A 16,048-nucleotide genomic window follows, 5' to 3' on the forward strand; every position below is an offset into this window, starting at 1 on the left:
GAACGTCCCGCTTCGCGGGACGTTCCCGGAAACCAGGATTAACCCCCACGAAGCGACCCTGACGGGTTGACCAAACAGATAGGGGCACCCCCCCGAAAGTGGGTGCGCCCTGCCGCGGGGAACGACGGTCGAGACCGGACGCAGAACCTCCGGTCCCGCCTCGCCGCGTTCGTCGGCTCCACGGCGGGCGAGGGCGGCGGCCGCACGCGGCGGAGACGGGATCCGGATAATGGCACCAACCGGGCTGCCCCGTACGCGTGGGCGGAACGGCCCGCACGACCGAACGAACGACCTACCGGAAAGACGAAGGATCCATGGCGCTGAAGGAGGGCCGGCGGGTGAAGCTGGCGGCGGACCTCGAACTGGCCGGTACGGTCACCCCGGCCGGGAGCTCCCCGGCAGACACCGGCGCCGTCGGCGCCTCCCCGGTCCTCTACCTGGCTGCGGGCATCGAGGGCACGGTCGAGCGGGTGGACGAGCACCGGGACCGGCCGCAGAACCAGCAGGTGCGCGAGTACGTACGCCTCAAGTCGCTCCTCGACGACTTCGGCCACCAGATGCCGCCTGGGTCGAGGAGGCAGCTGGAAGAGCAGATCGGCTCGCTGGAACCTGCCTGGACGGCCCATCAGGAGCAGCAGCACCGCGCGACGGTCCGCGTCCGCTTCGACAACGGCTTCGTCCTCGACGGCGCGCACGAGCAACTCTTCACCTCAGCCTGACCGCGGCCGCCCCACCGGATCCAGAGCCGCCGCACGGCAGCGCGTACGCGTACGAGAATGCCGTCTCCCGGGCCGGCGGCCGCGGCGCCGAGGGCGAAGCCCGCAGCCCGGCCCTCGCGCCGGCGGCAGCCGCGGATCACGGGTCCGAGCGTGCCGCAGCGGTACGGAAGCCTCCGCGCCCGCGATGATGCACAGGACGGATGCGCACCGGCCGCCGAGCGGTGGTGCCGCCCAGCCAGGCAGGAGGGACAGCCGGTGGCCGGCGACCAGAGCACGGGCATACCGGCGCCGCACGCCGCCCCGCAGTAGCCGGCCGCACCCGGTCAAGGGCACACCAGCGGCAGCCCGCGATTCCGAACGGGCGGAAGGCCAGGGCCCGGTCGGCGCCGTCCGGGCGGCGGGTCGGCTCCCCGCTCGGGCCCCGGCCGCCGCCGAAGGGCCGGGCGGCCCGATGCCCGTGCCAGCACCAGACTCAGGCCCGTGCGACCGGTGTTCCGGTCGGGCGGCCGGACTCCGAGGAGACGATGCGCATGTCGGCCGGACCACCCGCCGAGGCCACTGCAGCGCCGCAGGACCCGCTGGCGATCGTCCGCACCCGCGGATACGTGTCGGTGTTGGTGGTCTCGGCCCTGCTCGGCATCCCGATCTCGGCCGGCGCGTACGGGTTCCTCGCCCTGGTCTCCGCACTCCAGTCGCTGGTCTTCGACGACCTGCCGAAAAGCCTCGGCTTCCACGGCACCCCCGACTGGTGGGCGATCCCGCTGCTCGCGGTCGCAGGCGTGCTGGTCGCACTGACGATCCGCTACCTGCCCGGCAACGGCGGCCACAAGCCGGCCGAAGGGCTCAAGACCGGCGACACACCCTCGTTCGCCGCGGTGCCGGGCGTGGCGATGGCCGCGATCGCCACGCTCAGCCTGGGTGTCGTCCTCGGCCCGGAGGCCCCGCTGATCGCGCTCGGCGGCGGGCTTGCCGTCGGTGCGGTCAGACTGCTGAAACGCGACGCCCCGCCCAGCGCCGTCTCCGTGATCGGCGCGGCCGGCAGCTTCGCGGCCATCAGCGAACTGCTGGGGTCCCCGCTGGTCGGTGCCTTCCTGCTGATGGAGGCCACCGGGCTGGGCGGCCCGATGATGGGCGTGGTGCTGGTGCCGGGCCTGCTCTCCGCGGGCGTCGGGTCTCTGATCTTCACCGGCCTCGACGCCTGGACCGGCCTCGGCACCTACTCGCTGACGTTGACCCACGTGCCCACCGCCGACCGGCCCACCGTCGGCGCGTTCGCCTGGGCGATCGTCGCGGGCGTCATCGCCGCACTGCTCGGGGAGGCGATCCGCCGCTCCTCGCTCACCCTGCAAGGCCTGGTCGACCGCCACCGGCTGCCGCTCACCGTCCTGATGGGCCTCGCCATCGGCGTGATCGCGCTGCTGTACGCCGTGATCACCGACCGGCCGGCCACCGGCGTGCTGTTCTCCGGCCAGGACGCGCTCGGCCCGCTGCTGGCGGACAGTGCGGGCTACACGGCGGCCACCCTGATCGTCCTGCTGGTGTGCAAGTCACTCGCGTACTGCGTCTCGATGAGCGCCTTCCGCGGCGGGCCGGTCTTCCCCGCCCTGTTCGTGGGCGCGGCCGGCGGCCTCGCCCTCTCCCACCTCCCCGGCCTGGGCACCACCGCCGGATTCGCCATCGGGATCGGCGCGATGACGGTGGCGATGCTGAAACTGCCGATGACGGCCGTGATGCTGGTCACCCTGCTCCTCGGCACGGACGGTCTGACCGTGATGCCGCTGGTGATCGTCGCCGTGGTGGTGGCCTACGTCGGCACGCTCCGGCTCGCCCGGCGTCCCGCCGGGCCGCCGCCCGAAGCACCACCGCAGCGGACAGCGCCCGCCGCATGACGGCCACGCTCGGCACGGCCGGTCGCCGATCCGTGCGGACCAGGCCCTTCGGCCGTGCCGGCTGTGCCGGCCGTGCCCTCCGCGGTGCCCGCTCCGCGCCGTTTCTCTGGGCCGTGCGCGGCACAGTGGTCCGCGCTTCGCGTGCGCCTGCCACCGTCCCGCCCTCCCCTGCCCGACAATCGCCACGACCGATGGGATTCGGGCAGGCCCGAGCGGCATCAAGGGGAACGAGCGATGGAACCGGCAGGACGTCCCGGCCGCAGAGCCGTACTCGCCGCCTTCGCCCTCGCCGGCGCGGCGGGTGCCCTCACGGCGTGCTCGGCTTCCGGCACCGCCCCGGTCGCTGCCGGAGCGTCGCCGACTGCGCGCCCGGTCACCCCGGCCGCGGCGTTCGCCCGGCTCATGGCGGGCAACGCACGCTGGGTGAGCGGAGACCTCGAACATCCCGACCGGGACCCCGACCGACGGCAGCTCGTGGCCCAGCAGCAACAGCCCTTCGGGTCGGTCCTCGCCTGCATCGACTCGCGCGTGCCGCCCGAGCTCATCTTCGACACCGGACTGGGCGATCTCTACGTCATGCGTACGGGAGGAGAAGCCATCGACCCGGTCGTCACCGGTTCCGTGGAGTACGGGCCCATGACCAGCGGTACCCCGCTCATCGTGGTCCTCGGCCACGAGCGCTGCGGAGCGGTCAAGGCCTCGTACGAGTCCCTGCGTGACGGCAAGCCCCTGCCCGGCAACCTCCAAGCCATTGTCGAGGCCCTTGAGCCGGCGTACCGGCAGGCGGTCGCAAGCGGCGGCGCCGACCCGGTCGAGACCATGGCCCGCGCCCAGGTCACCCTCACCGCGGCCGACCTGCGTTCCAACCAGGACCTCGCCCCGCTCGTGAAGAAGGGCTCCCTCGCCGTGGTCGGCGCGTACTACTCCCTCGACACCGGGAAGGTGGAGGTGCTCTCCGGCGCGCCCTCCTGACCGTGCCGCGTACGGAGAATGCCGCCGCCCCGATCGGGCGGGGCCGCTCCTCGCCGCCGTTCCTGCCCCCATGACCTGTCCCCCATGACCTGTCCCCCATGGCCTGTCGACCGGGTCCGGTGACGGTCGGGGCAGGTCCTCAACGGCTGCTCCGTTCGGGCAGGAGGTGCTGCTGCAGCCAGTCCGCGGCGGCCCGCCGGTAGAGGCGTCGGTTGTCCGCCCGGAGGAAGTCGTGGCCCTCGTTGCGGAGGACCAGCAGCTCGGCCGGCACCCCGTGGTCGCGGGCGGCGCGGACGAACTGCTCCGACTCCGCCGGGGGGACATTGGTGTCGTGCTCACCGTGGATGGCCAGGACCGGGGCGCGCAGCCGGTCGATGCGGCTCATCGGGGACAGGGCGCGCAAGAGGTGCCGGTCGTGCTCGGGATGGCCGTACTTCGCGGCGGCGGACCGGGCGATCCACGGCTCGGTGTCGGCGAAGAACGTGGCGAAGTCCGACATGCCGCAGACGGCGACGCCCGTGCGGAAGAGCTCCGGATGCCAGACCAGCGATGCCATGGTGAGGTATCCGCCGTACGAGCGGCCCATCACCGCCAGGCGCAGGGGATCGGCGTACCCCCGGGCCGTGAGGTGGGCCGCGCAGTCCGCGACGTCTTCGATCGCCGCGAACCGGCCGGTGCCCAGGTCGGCGTCGACGAAGGACCGGCCCCAGCCCGACGAGCCCCGGACGTCCGGGGCGAAGACGTCCATGCCCCGGCCGAGGATCTCGTGGTAGAGCGGGTTGAACACCGGCCGCTCCTGCTCCTCCGGACCGCCGTGGAGGTGGATCACGCACGGGGCCGGCCTCCCCGGGTCACGCTCGGGGGCCCGGTAGTACCAGCCGCCGAGCATCAGGCCGTCGCGGGCCCGGCAGCGCAGGGGCACCGGTCGGACGGGAGGCCGCCCGGGCGGAGCCGCCTCCTGGTCGCTCGCCGTCCAGCCGGTCCGCCGCGGGGTGAAGTTGCCGCTCACCTCCCAGATCCCGGGCCGGCGCCCGGAGCCGGACAGGGCCGCGAACAACCCGCCGCGCGCGACGGGCGCCATGCGGGTCACGACTTCGTGCGGCAGTGCCGATCGGTGGTGCGGTCCGATGCGGTCGTCCCCGTCGGTGCCCGGCAGGCCGACGCTCTCCAGCTCGCTCGCGCCGAGCACGTTCCACGCCAGCAGCGCCCAGCGGCCGTGGTCGGGCAGGGTCAGCAGGTCGAGCGGGGTCTCGTCCCGCTCCGCCGCAACGGACAGGGCCTGCAGGGCTCCGTCCGGGTCCAGCCGGGCCCTCAGGAGTGCGGCGAACTCGCGGTCGGCGTCGCTGCGCAGCCACAGGCTCCGCGCGTCGGCGGAGAACCGGCCGATCCAGGGATCGCCGTCGGCGACGGGCAGCCGGAACGTGATGCGGCCCGAGACGCGGTCCAGGAGGAGGGCCTCGCGGCGGCCGCGCGGGCCGCGGCGCAGCAGGACGAAGCGGCTGTCGGCGCCGATGTCGCAGACGCGCAGCGAGGCGGCACCCGCCTCGCTGAACAGCAGGACGGGTGCCTGGGAACCGTCGGGGTCGAGGAGGTAGACGGCCAGTCGCCCGCCCGCCTCCTCCGCCCCGGCGGCCGCGCCCGCGCCGGCGGGCGCCGCCACGGCGGCACGAGCCGGCATCGGCGTCAGCTGCGGCAGCCCGGGTTCGGTCCCGGTCGGGGTCGGCGTGTCCTGGCGGTCGGCCGGGGCGGGCGGGCCCAGGTGGGTCGCGCGTCCGTCGCGTACGGCCCATCCCTCCGGCAGAGGACCGCCGGCCAGGTCCGGGTCGGCGTCCTGCGGCATGTGGCCCCCGCCGCTGTGGGCGCCGACGGCGACCGGCTGGGCGACGGTGACGGCCAGCGCCGCCCCGTCGCGGGTCCAGCAGCCCAGATGGGCAGAAGCGCCCGGTTCGGCGCCCGCCAGCACCTGCCGTCCGGTGCCGTCCGGCCGGACGACCAGCACGCGTGTGTGCTCGCTGCCGCCCGGGGCAGAGGTGTACGCGATCCAGCGGCCGTCGGGCGACCAGGACACCTCCGTCACCGGATCCGGGTCCGCATCGAGGACGTGGGCCTCGCCGCCGCGGACCGGACCGCTCCATAGCTGGGGCACGCCGGCCCGGTCGCAGATGTAGGCCACGTGGTCACCCGTCGGGTCGGCCGAGGGGTACCAGCATCCGTGGGCGGTGAGCGCCGGGGGCGGGTCGGCCAGCACGATGTCGGCCAGCACGACCGGCACGGGAGCCGCTGCGGGCCCCTCTGCCGCACCCGGCACCGGGCCGCCCTCGATGCTGCCGCCCCCGGTGCTTCCCTCGATCGCCGTGCCGGGCCTCCTCGGGCGTGCGGCAACCGCGGGTGCCGGGTCCGCCCGGACCGACGCCGGGGCGTCGGCGGGCCGGGAACGGTTCTGCCGTTCGGAGCGGTCCAGGGGCATGTCGGGCCTCTTCGAGGGCTTCCGGGAACTCTCGCCGTTCGGTGTCGGGTGATGTGTCGCAGCCAGTCGATGTCGGTACCAGTAGGTGTTCGACGTCAGTGGATGTCGGTGTCAGTTGATGTCGGTGTCAGTTGATGTTGTGGGCTTGCAACCAGATCTCCAGCGACGCCAGCTGCCACAGGGTGCTGGCACCGCGTTTCGTGCGGTGGCGTGCGGGGTCGGCCAACAGCTCGGCCACCCGGTCCTGGTCGAAGAGACGGCGACGGCGGGCTTCCGGCGCGGTCAGGGCGTCACGAACCCGGGTGAGCACCGGCTCGGCCATGTGCCGGACCGCCGGAACCGGGAAGTAGCCCTTGGGCCGGTCGACGACCTCACGGGGGAGGATCCTGCGGCCGATGTCCTTGAGCACCCCCTTGCCGTCCTGCGCGAGCTTCAGCTCCGGCGGGCAGGCAGCGGCGAGCTCGACGAGCTCCTGGTCGAGGAACGGCACCCGCGCCTCCAGGCCCCAGGCCATCGTCATGTTGTCGACGCGTTTGACCGGGTCGTCGGCCATCAGCGCATGGACGTCCAGGCGCAGGGCCGCGTCGAGGGCGCTCTGGGCGCCGGGGGCCGCCATGTGGGCGTGGACGAAGTGCCGCGAGGCATCGTGATCGGCAACCCTGTCGGGATGCAGCAGGGTGGCCACGTCCCGGTGCGTGCGGTCGAAGTAGGCGTCCGCGTAGGCGTCCGGCGCATCGGCGCGTCCGGCCGCCGCGATCCGGGGGTACCAGTGGTAGCCCGCGAAGACCTCGTCCGCGCCCTGCCCGCACAGCACCACCTTGACGTCCTTGGAGACCTGCTCCGCCAGCAGGTGGAACGCCACGGCGTCGTGGCTGACCATCGGCTCGCTCATCGCGCCGATCGCCGATTCCAGCGCGGTGGGAAGCCGGTCAGAGGCGATCATGAACTGGTGGTGGTCGGTCGAGAACTGCCGGGCGATCATGTCGGAGTACCTGAATTCGTCGCCCTCCTCCCCGCTCTCCGACTCGAAGCCCATCGCGAAGGTGGCCAGGTCGCTCTGCCCCTCCTGCGCCAGCAGCGCCACGATCAGGCTGGAGTCCAGTCCGCCGGACAGCAGGACGCCCACGGGCACGTCGGCGACCATGCGCCGCCGCACCGCCGTGCGCAGGGCCTCGTGCACGGCTTCCCGCCAGCGCACCGGGTCGCTGCCGTCCTCGGCGCGGCGGGTGTACGAGGGCTGCCAGTAGCAGTGGTCGCGGTACGTGCCGTCCTGTTCGACGACACGGACGGTGGCCTGCGGCAGCTTGTGCACGCCGGACAGCACCGTCCGGGGTGCCGGAACCGTGCCGTGCCAGCTGAGGTACTGGTGGAGAGCCACCGGGTCGAGGGATGTGTCTACTCCGCCGCCCGCCAGCAATGCGGGCAGGGAGGAGGCGAAACGCAGGCGGTCGCTGTCCCGGGTGAGGTACAGCGGCTTGATGCCGAGCCGGTCACGGCCGAGTACGACGCGACCGGTGTGGTGCTCCACCAGGGCGAACGCGAACATCCCCACCAGGTGCTCGACGCAGCCGGGCCCCCACTGCCCGTAGGCCTTGACGAGCACCTCCGTGTCGGAGTCGGAGAAGAACAGGTGCCCGAGCCCTTCGAGGCGGCGGCGCAGCTCCCGGTAGTTGTAGATGCAGCCGTTGAAGACGCACGTGATACCCAGATGCGGATCGATCATGGGTTGGGCGGCGTGCTCCGAGAGGTCGATGATCCGCAGTCGGCGGTGTCCCAGCGCCACCGACTGCTGCGACCAGAGGCCTCTGCCGTCAGGACCCCGCTCCCCCAGCTCGTCCGTCATGCGTTCGACCGCGGCCAGGTCCGGCCGACGGCCGTCGAAACGGACTTCTCCGCTCAGGCCACACATGCGGCACCCCTTGCTCCGCTCACGCCCCGGGTCCGCCACATCACTGCGGGCGCCCGTCCCCCCGGGGTCCAGGCCGCCTCCATCATGTGCATCACTCCTGTGCGTGAGCGGTCGGTGCCCCGTTGGCTCCGGCCGGACAAGCCGATCGGCATAGGGGGCGCCTGCCCGTCCGCACGCGCCCTAAGCCGACGTGTTCGATCTCGTATCTCGTGGACCACCTCAGGGGCCGCCCTCGCAGGAGCGCTGCAGACGGCCCCTGAAGATGGTCTGCGCCAGGCCCATCGTCCAGCACATCGGGCGTCCCCGCAGCGCCAGCGCGCTGACCGGCGGCAACAGCTCCCGCCGCACCGGCCGAGCAGTGGTGATCGCACCACGCCCGTGCCGTACCGAACGCCGTCACCGCGTGCCCGTCCGTTTGGCGCGAAAGCCGCTATGACGGCGCCCGGCACGGTGCTTCCCTTTACCGAACGGCGACATCACCCATCGGATCACGGGGAATCAACCCCGCTGCGCGGGCCACACCTGCTTCCAAAGCCAACCGGCTGAGCGTCGTTGTCGGCCATTCCCGAGCGCCTCAGCAACCCTTCCGGCCCGGCGCAGGTCCTCCCCACAGGCCCCGTGCGGGGACGTCGGATGCCAGGATGGGGGAAGGGCGTGGGATGCCGCAGAGCAGCGAAAGGCGTCGGCGATTTCCTGATCGAGACGGTTGGTGAACTTGTCGCCGAGGTGATCCTCAACCTGCTCGCCTGCGCCCTGCTCGCCTGCCTGGCACTGATCGCCTACCTGAGCTGGTCCTTCAGCCCGCGCTTGACCATCGCAGGGGCCGGACTGCTCAGCCTCTTCCTCGCCCACGGCGCCTGGCAGACCTTCCGCGCCCCCGCGAAAGGCCGCCGTCGGGGCCTCGCCGCCGTGACCGCGGGCGGATTCACCCTGATCGCCATGACAGCTCTCTTCCTGTTGCTCTACGGCACCGGCTGCAACTGCCTGTGAAGGCGGCGCCTTCGCCGAGGCCGTACACACCGAAGCCCTCATCGCCACGCGGCCGTGAAGTCTGCGGTCGGCGCACCGCCCAAGGGGAGCGTGGCGGCGTCAGGCTCGGCGGCAGCGGTCTCGAAGCTCGGAGATGACGGCCTTTTCGCGCGCATTGACGGCACCGTCCACCGTGGCCACCCGGTCGGCCACGTCGAGGAGGTCGCTCAGGTCCCCCGGCTCGGCGTCCAGGTGTCGCCACACCTCGGCGGGATCGATGTCGACGAGGCGAGCGAGCCGTTCATCGACCACCTGATGCCGGTCCCGGACCAGCCTCACCAGGTGACGCATCAACAGCGCCTCGTCGTCGGCGATCTTCCGGTCCGCCGTGATGACGAGCCACGCGACCCACAGCATCAACTGCGGGTGCCGACTCCGCTCGCTCAGGCCCTCGGCGATTTCGATCACCCGCGCCTCGTTCCGGAAGACGGCTTGCGCGTGCCGCCCCGCGAGGAGCGTCGTATAGCGGTTCAACACCACCGCAAGGGGAACGCCGACCACGGGAATACCGATCTTGATGACGTTGCGCTGCAGAAGAAACTTCCCGACGAAGGGGAGCCCCTTCGCAGCGCTCAGTACCGCTCCGGAGTAGAAGCGTTTGATCAACGGTCGCATCATGACCGGGACCGCCTTGACCACGCCTTCCCGGACCACTTCCCCACTCTTGATCGTGAAGGCCACTCGAATGAGCTTCCACATGTCATCGGGGTCGGACAGGTCGAGCGGGACCCGGTAGAGGACCGAGATGTCGTAGGCCAGGCGGAGCTGGAGCCGGGTGATGAACGCGACGTCGACCATGACGGTCGCGACGGCGGCCGGAACAGTCGCCGGCGAGGCACCGCCCAGGCTCCCGAGAGTGGCGACGACGGCCGCCGAGTAGGCCCCGGCGGAAAGACCGCCTTCGAGTGCGGCGTACCGAGCCGCCATCTTGATGCGCTGATCGACAATGGCATCCGCGGGAACGCCCTGGTACCGCTCCTGGAAGTACTGCCAGTCGACCTTCTCGGTGTAGGAGCTCATGGCCTGAGCGCTGAGCTTCGTGAACCAGCTGCCCGACTTGATGTCGTCCGGGCTCAACCCCTTGATGAACTCCCGCATCTCGACCCGCTCACGCTCGACCGCCTCCCGGTCGGCGTCGTCGCCGCCACCACCGGAATCGACGGCGTCAATCAGAGTTTCGGTCATGGCGGGTCCTCCCGGGCGGGTCAGCGTCCAGCCAGGTTGCCAGGTTCTGGACAACCCCGCTGACGTCTCGACAAAGTGACTCGGCAACCGGCCGTTTGTCGATGTTTGTCCTGTTGAGCTGCATCCCTGGCGCGTCATCATGCGGCTGGTGCCACCGCGCCGTCCGCCGCGAGCTCCTCGGCACCCGCGCACCGCCAGGAGCTCCTTGCCCATGAGGAACCTGCCCGTCGCCGCACCGCTACGCTCCCGGAATGACCAACGACCCAGCCTGGGAGCCCACGCCCGTGCCCGAGGTGGCCGACCTGTTCCGCCGGGCCGAAACCCCCTGGTGGATCGCGGGGGGACACGCCATCGAACTCGCCGTCGGGCACCCCGTCCGCAAGCACGACGACATCGACGTCCTGGTCCTGCGCGATGACCAGTTCGCCGTACAGCACGTACTTGCCGGATGGGAGTGGTGGGCTGCCGACCCGCCCGGCACCCTGCGCCCCTGGCAGCCCGACGAGTACCTGCCCATGGGTATCCACGACATATGGTGCCGCCCCGGGCCCGGAACGCCGTGGCGCATCCAGATCATGCTGGACGAAGCGCAAGACGGCCTGTGGGTGTCCCGCCGCGACACCGCCGTGCACCGCCCCGTCGCAGAACTCGGAGCCATCAGCGCGGGCGGCATCCCCTACGTGACTCCCGAAGTCCAGCTCTACTACAAGGCCAAGAAGCCTCGCCCCAAGGACGAGACAGACCTCGCCGCGGCCCTTCCGTCCCTCGCGCCGGCACAGAGGACCTGGCTCGCCACAGCCATCCTCGAAACGTACGGGGCGCACCCGTGGGTCGACCGGCTCGACGTACCGGAGCAGTACCGGCGACCGCCGCAGAAAGACCTCCTGGACGAACTCCCCCACGACCGGGAGCAGCTGCGACCGTTCCGGGCCCGGGCGTCAGGCCGGTGCTGCGCGGCGGGGGTGGTCGGGCAGGTGGTTCGGGAGGCCGAAGCGCGGGAAGAGGCGGTCGGTGTCGCGGAACGCAGTGATGCCGGTGATGCGGTCGCCGGAGAAGTCGACGACCTGGAGCGCCCAGGGCGTGTAACCCGCCCCGTCCGGGCGGGGGCGGTACTGGCCGAAGGCGGGAGAGCCGTTCGCCATGGCGGGGACCAGGCGGGAGCCGCGGCAACCGACGGCCGGGCCGGTCAGCCATGCCTGGATGTCGGGGACACCGCGCATCCACTTCGCGTACGGCGGCAGACACAGAGTGGCGTCAACGTGGAGGAGCATGCTCAGCTCCTCCATGTCGTAGCGCGCGAAGGCCGTGGCGTACCGCTCGGCCAGAACCCGGCGCACCGCATCGGACGGCCGGGGCGCGGGGTCGCGGGCGGAGTCCCGGTGCGCGGCCGGCGTCGTACGGGCCCGCTGCAGCGCGCTGTTCGCCGAGGCGATGGTGCAGTCGTGCAGTTCGGCGACCTCGCGGGCCGAGAAGCCCAGCACGTCCCGCAGGATCAGCGTCGCCCGCTGCCTGGGCGGCAGGTGCTGGAGCGCGGCGACGAACGCCAGCCGCACCGACTCGCCCGCCGTCGCGGCGGCCTCCGGATCACCGTCCGGAAAGGGCTCGATCCACAGGGCGGCGTCCTGCGGGCGCCCGGGCGGGGACGCCCCGTCCGCCGGACCGGAGAGGTCCATCGGCAGGGCCCTCCGGTTGCCGGAGGCGAGAGCGTCAAGGCACACGTTGGTGGCGATCCGGTACACCCACGACCGCAGCGATGACCGCCCTTCGAACTGCCCGGTCTTCCGCCAGGCCCGGACCAGCGTCTCCTGCACGGCGTCCTCGGCCTCGGCGTACGCCCCCAGCATCCGATAGCAGTAGCCGGTCAGCTCCGCCCGGTATGCCTCAAGCCCCTCCGCCGCTGCGCTCGCCGCGCCGGTGTCCCCCATGCCCCACTCCCTCGAAGAGAAAGCTCCAGGCCGCTGACCTGGGGCTTCACTGTAAGGGGAGGGCACAGCGACTTCGAGGACACAGCGGCTTCGAGGCCGTCCACGTGCCGATGCAGCGGGTATGCCGTCCGGGCCGTCGGCGGCGGGGTGCGCCGCGGCTGCGGATGGGGCCGTCTCGTGCGGCACTTGCGCCTCCTCGTGTGTCGTTGCCATGGGGGTGGACCGGGCAGCCGCGAAACACTCCCGCGACTTTGCCGATCCTTTACCCGCGCCTTCGCCGGGCCGCCCTGCGCACCGGTTCCGCGAGAGGGACACACCGTACGGTTTCGGCCACACCGCGACTCCCGCCGCGGCTCGGGGGTCGAGGGCGGGCTCGCGACCTCCACACCGTCCCACCTGGCTCGCCAGCAGCCAACCTGCGTAACGCTACTGACGTTTGCTCACAGCCCCTACCAGCGTGCACACTTGCGCGAATTCCGGCCGGGCGCAGCGTCGCACCCCACTGCAGACAAGTCCGGCATTCACCGCGCCGGCCACCAGTAAGTCAACGGGAGCAAGCGTTGAGCACATCGGCAACTGCCCGCCAGCAGGACCTCCGCAGCCGCAGCGACGCGGAACTGTGCGCCCTGCTGCGCAAGGAGCACGCCTCGGCGCCGAGGGAGCCCGAGATGAGCGACGTGATGGGCGAGGTGTTCGCCCGCCACCACTCCGCCGTGCTCGCGTACGCCCGCACATGCTGCCGGGACCAGTCCACCGCCCACGATCTCGCCGCCGAGGCGTTCACCCGCACGTACCGGGCCGTCGCCTGGGGCGCCGGGCCCGAGTACGCCTGGCGGCCCTACCTGCTGACCTGTGTGCGCCGTGTGGCGGCCGACTGGGCACGCCGCGGCGCCCGGACCCAGTTGTCGGACGACTTCGAGAAGTGGGCGGAGGACCTCGCCGACGGCCAGGACGTCGAGGACGCCGTCGTGTCGGCGGAGGAGGGGTCGCTGGTGTTGCGGGCGTACCGGTCCCTGCCGGAGCGCTGGCAGGCCGTGCTGTGGCACGCCGTCGTCGAGCACGAGCCTGCCGCCGACACCGCCCAACGCCTCGGCATATCGGCGGGAGGCGTCGGCTCACTGGCCGCGCGGGCCCGGGAAGGCCTGCGCGAGGCGTACCTGCGGGCCCACTTGGACCAGGCCGCGAGCGATGAGTGCCGGCACTACGGGGGCCAGCTCGCCACCTCACTGCGCCGACCGGGCAAGCGCGTCACCCGGGATCTGCGGCGGCACCTCCAGGGGTGCGCCGACTGCACCCGGGCCGAACGCGACCTGCGCGATGTCAACGGCCGTCTGGGCGCGCTGCTGCTGGGCGGGATCCTCCTGTGGAACCCTGGCAACTTCCTGTCGTCCGCCGGCGGGCACAGCACCCAGCTGGCGGCGGCCAAGCTGAGCGGGGCCAAGCTCACCGCGTCGCCGTTCGGCACGGCGAAATGGGCCGTGACGGTGGCGGCCGTTGCGGGTGCGACGGTGACCGCCGTCGTCCTGCTGCCGACCGACGACAGGCCGGGGCAGGCCTCGCCCGCCCTCATGGCCGTGGGCCCCCGCCCGGGTCCCGTCCCGAACCCCGACGCGGGCGCGGACACGGCATCGACGGCCTCGCAGCCACCGCTCATATCCGCCACCGCGCAGGCGTCGGCTCTCCCCACTGCCACTTCGAGCGCCGCGACCGCCACCCCGACCCCCGTCTCCGACCCGACGGCCTCGGCCTCCCCCTCGCCCTCGCCCTCGCCCTCGCCCTCGCCGTCGCCGTCGACCGGTCCGGCCGGACTCCCGCTGGTCAACGTCGGCTCGGGGCTGTGCGTCGGCGTGGCCGGCGGCTCCGGCGGAGTGCTGGAGCTCCAGCCGTGCACGGGGAACGCTTCACAGGGCTGGCAGCGCCTGCCGGCCGGCCAGGGCAGCTACCAGATGCGCAACACGGGCACGGGCACCTGCCTCGACGGCACCACCGCCGGCGGGAACGTCGTCGCCGTCACCCTGCGCACCTGCCGGTCCGACACGGGCCGCGATACGCAGCTCTGGAGGTTCCAGCAGGAGCCGTGGCCCGGCACGTTCCGGCTCTGGTTCGTGCCACGGGTCCCGCGCAGCGACTACCCGGACCACCTGCTGGGCCCGCAGGAGTGGCCGAAGGCCAACCCCCCGCGGCCGGGCTCGCGCATCGTGCACCTGCCCAACTACTACAACTCCGCCAGTTTCCTGTTCAGGATGGGGTGAGCGTGGGCGCAGGCCGGTCCCGCCGTCACCGCCCCGGGCGGTGACGGCAGCCGGGCGGTGGCCGTCAGAAGCCGCAGGCCGCTCGCGCGTCCCGGAAGCGCTCGGGATACCGCCGCCGGTACTCCACCAGGCACTGGGCGACTGCGGCCCCTTCGCCCACGGCGGCGCCGACCCGCTTGACGGAGCCGGAGCGCACATCGCCCACGGCGAAGACACCGGGCACGCTGGTCTCCATCGGCAGCGCGTCCGGGCCGGCTGCGCCGCTTCCGGTCAGGACGTATCCGCGGTCGTCGAGCTTCAGCATGCCGCCGAGCCAGTCGGTCGACGGGTGGCCGCCGATCAACACGTACAGGCAGTGCGCGGAGACCGTACGCTCGCCGCCGTCGCGGGCGCGCAGCCTGAGCCCGGTGAGGGTCGGGCCGCCGAGGCACTCGGCCACCTCGGTCCCCAGGAGGACCTGCAGGCCCGGGGTCCGCTCGATGCGCTGCACCAGGTAGCTCGACATGGAAGCGCCGAGGTCGGTGCCCCGTACCAGCAGGGTGACGCTGCGGGCGTAGCGCGCGAAGTAGAGGGCCGCCTGGCCGGCGGAGTTGCCCGCGCCCACCATGTACACGTCCTCCCCGGCGGCCGAGGGGGCGTCGGACAGACACGAGCCGTAGTACACACCGGAGTTGAGCAGGCGGTCGACGCCGGGAGCCGTCAGGCGGTTCCAGTCCACGCCCGTCGCGACGACCACCGCGGCCGCTGTCACCGAGGCCGTCTCATCGGTACCCGCCTTGACGAACTCGACGGTGTGGGCACCCGTGCCCGTAGGGGTCACCCGGCTGGCCACCCGGGTGGGCTGCCACTCGACGCGGGCCCTGCGGGCCTGCTGCAAGGCGCGCTGCGCGAGATCACCACCGGTGAGACCGACGGGGAAGCCGAGGTAGTTCTCGATCCGCGAGGTCGATCCCGCCTGCCCGCCGGGCGCGTCGTCCTCGATCACGACCACGCTCATGCCCTCGGCAGCGGCATACACCGCCGCGGACAGACCTCCCGGGCCACCGCCGATCACCGCCACGTCGTAGTGGTCCTGCTCGGCCGGCCGGATGAGACCGAGCCGCTCGGCCAGCTCACTGATCGAGGGATCCACCATCTCGGTGCCGTTGCCGAGCCGGACGGTCACCGGGGCGTCCCGTACGTCCTCCTCGGGCAGCCAGCGGAAGATCACGCCACTGCGGCCGAGGAAGTCGCGCACCGCATAGGCGGCGGGTGAGAAACGGCTCCCGCGCACCTCGGCCGTCGGCAGATCACCACGGAAGTCGGCATTCCACGTGCACAGGGAATCGTCGAGCGCGCCACGCAGGTGCTCGGCCGGGTCGTCGCCGCTCCGGACCGCCCCGCCGGGGGCGTCGGGCACCGCGCTGCCGTGCCCGGCCAGCGAAAGCCAGCGCACGCCGGAGTGCTGCGCGGCATCCGGGTCCGGTGCCTCATCGGCGAGCACGGCTGCCACCGGTACCTTCCGGTCGGCCAGCGAGCGCAGCGCGCGGACCACCTCCGCCGGCCCTCCGACCTGCAGCACGCGGAAAGACGTCCGGTACCAGCTTTGCACCAGCTCGGCCGTCTCGTGCCGGCGGAGCGGGTCGGAGTCGGAGAGAACAATCACCGGCAGTGCGGCATCGGCCATCAAGAGGTCCTCCAGTGGGGCTTGAGCGATCGGCT

The 16,048-nt window shown here is 72.4% G+C and carries 10 protein-coding genes and 1 pseudogene; 6 read left to right on the plus strand and 5 right to left on the minus strand.

Annotated elements, in window-relative coordinates; translation table 11 throughout:
• Positions 1 to 314: 314 nt before the first annotated feature.
• The 3 genes from ACIQUT_RS25920 (at position 315) to ACIQUT_RS25930 (ending at position 3,580) form a co-directional block, all read left to right on the plus strand.
• The gene (locus tag ACIQUT_RS25920) at positions 315 to 719 is read left to right on the plus strand and encodes a hypothetical protein (RefSeq protein ID WP_403566071.1); all 405 of its coding nucleotides are present in this window, start codon (positions 315 to 317) and stop codon (positions 717 to 719) included.
• A gap of 530 nt (positions 720 to 1,249) precedes the next feature.
• A complete protein-coding gene (locus ACIQUT_RS25925) occupies positions 1,250 to 2,608 on the plus strand; it encodes a chloride channel protein (RefSeq protein WP_403566072.1) in 1,359 nt (452 codons plus the stop codon).
• Positions 2,609 to 2,842: 234 nt separating this feature from the next.
• On the plus strand, positions 2,843 to 3,580 hold the full coding sequence (locus ACIQUT_RS25930) for a carbonic anhydrase (RefSeq protein ID WP_403566074.1): 738 nt from the start codon (positions 2,843 to 2,845) through the stop codon (positions 3,578 to 3,580).
• A gap of 139 nt (positions 3,581 to 3,719) precedes the next feature.
• Here the strand turns inward: ACIQUT_RS25930 and ACIQUT_RS25935 are convergent, their stop codons facing one another.
• A complete protein-coding gene (locus ACIQUT_RS25935) occupies positions 3,720 to 6,047 on the minus strand; it encodes a S9 family peptidase (protein WP_403566075.1) in 2,328 nt (775 codons plus the stop codon).
• 127 nt (positions 6,048 to 6,174) lie between these two features.
• Positions 6,175 to 7,956, minus strand: a complete 1,782-nt coding sequence (locus tag ACIQUT_RS25940; protein WP_403566076.1) for an N-acetylglutaminylglutamine amidotransferase — start codon at positions 7,954 to 7,956, stop codon at positions 6,175 to 6,177.
• Positions 7,957 to 8,610: 654 nt separating this feature from the next.
• Here ACIQUT_RS25940 and ACIQUT_RS25945 point away from each other — a divergent pair.
• Positions 8,611 to 8,946 carry a lysine transporter LysE gene (locus ACIQUT_RS25945; protein WP_403566078.1) on the plus strand — a complete coding sequence of 112 codons (336 nt, stop codon included), beginning with the start codon at positions 8,611 to 8,613 and terminating at the stop codon, positions 8,944 to 8,946.
• 99 nt (positions 8,947 to 9,045) lie between these two features.
• Here the strand turns inward: ACIQUT_RS25945 and ACIQUT_RS25950 are convergent, their stop codons facing one another.
• Positions 9,046 to 10,170, minus strand: coding sequence for a hypothetical protein (locus ACIQUT_RS25950; protein ID WP_403566080.1), 1,125 nt, complete (start codon positions 10,168 to 10,170; stop codon positions 9,046 to 9,048).
• A gap of 251 nt (positions 10,171 to 10,421) precedes the next feature.
• On the opposite strand from ACIQUT_RS25950, the pseudogene ACIQUT_RS25955 reads away from it, so the two are divergent.
• Positions 10,422 to 11,012 (plus strand): annotated as a pseudogene (locus ACIQUT_RS25955) (nucleotidyltransferase domain-containing protein); the annotation flags it as partial.
• A 96-nt stretch (positions 11,013 to 11,108) separates the two neighbouring features.
• On the opposite strand, the gene ACIQUT_RS25960 reads toward ACIQUT_RS25955, so the two are convergent.
• Entirely contained in the window at positions 11,109 to 12,095 is a 987-nt protein-coding gene (locus ACIQUT_RS25960; protein ID WP_403566082.1) for a sigma-70 family RNA polymerase sigma factor, read from the minus strand.
• A 560-nt stretch (positions 12,096 to 12,655) separates the two neighbouring features.
• Between ACIQUT_RS25960 and ACIQUT_RS25965 the strand changes: the two genes are divergently transcribed.
• Positions 12,656 to 14,347, plus strand: coding sequence for a sigma-70 family RNA polymerase sigma factor (locus ACIQUT_RS25965; RefSeq protein ID WP_403566083.1), 1,692 nt, complete (start codon positions 12,656 to 12,658; stop codon positions 14,345 to 14,347).
• 64 nt (positions 14,348 to 14,411) lie between these two features.
• Here the strand turns inward: ACIQUT_RS25965 and ACIQUT_RS25970 are convergent, their stop codons facing one another.
• A complete protein-coding gene (locus ACIQUT_RS25970; protein ID WP_403566085.1) occupies positions 14,412 to 16,013 on the minus strand; it encodes an FAD-dependent oxidoreductase in 1,602 nt (533 codons plus the stop codon).
• Positions 16,014 to 16,048 lie beyond the last annotated feature (35 nt).

It is taken from the genome of Streptomyces sp. NPDC090445 (genome assembly GCF_044769385.1).
Taxonomy (GTDB): Bacteria; Actinomycetota; Actinomycetes; order Streptomycetales; family Streptomycetaceae; genus Streptomyces.

What these genes read in the sequence shown, in the direction of transcription:
- ACIQUT_RS25920 (WP_403566071.1), top strand. Translation starts at nt 315, where the DNA reads ATGGCGCTGAAGGAGGGCCGGCGGGTGAAGCTGGCGGCGGACCTCGAA.
- ACIQUT_RS25925 (WP_403566072.1), top strand. Translation starts at nt 1,250, where the DNA reads ATGTCGGCCGGACCACCCGCCGAGGCCACTGCAGCGCCGCAGGACCCG.
- ACIQUT_RS25930 (WP_403566074.1), top strand. Translation starts at nt 2,843, where the DNA reads ATGGAACCGGCAGGACGTCCCGGCCGCAGAGCCGTACTCGCCGCCTTC.
- ACIQUT_RS25935 (WP_403566075.1), bottom strand. Translation starts at nt 6,047, where the DNA reads ATGCCCCTGGACCGCTCCGAACGGCAGAACCGTTCCCGGCCCGCCGAC.
- ACIQUT_RS25940 (WP_403566076.1), bottom strand. Translation starts at nt 7,956, where the DNA reads ATGTGTGGCCTGAGCGGAGAAGTCCGTTTCGACGGCCGTCGGCCGGAC.
- ACIQUT_RS25950 (WP_403566080.1), bottom strand. Translation starts at nt 10,170, where the DNA reads ATGACCGAAACTCTGATTGACGCCGTCGATTCCGGTGGTGGCGGCGAC.
- ACIQUT_RS25960 (WP_403566082.1), bottom strand. Translation starts at nt 12,095, where the DNA reads ATGGGGGACACCGGCGCGGCGAGCGCAGCGGCGGAGGGGCTTGAGGCA.
- ACIQUT_RS25970 (WP_403566085.1), bottom strand. Translation starts at nt 16,013, where the DNA reads ATGGCCGATGCCGCACTGCCGGTGATTGTTCTCTCCGACTCCGACCCG.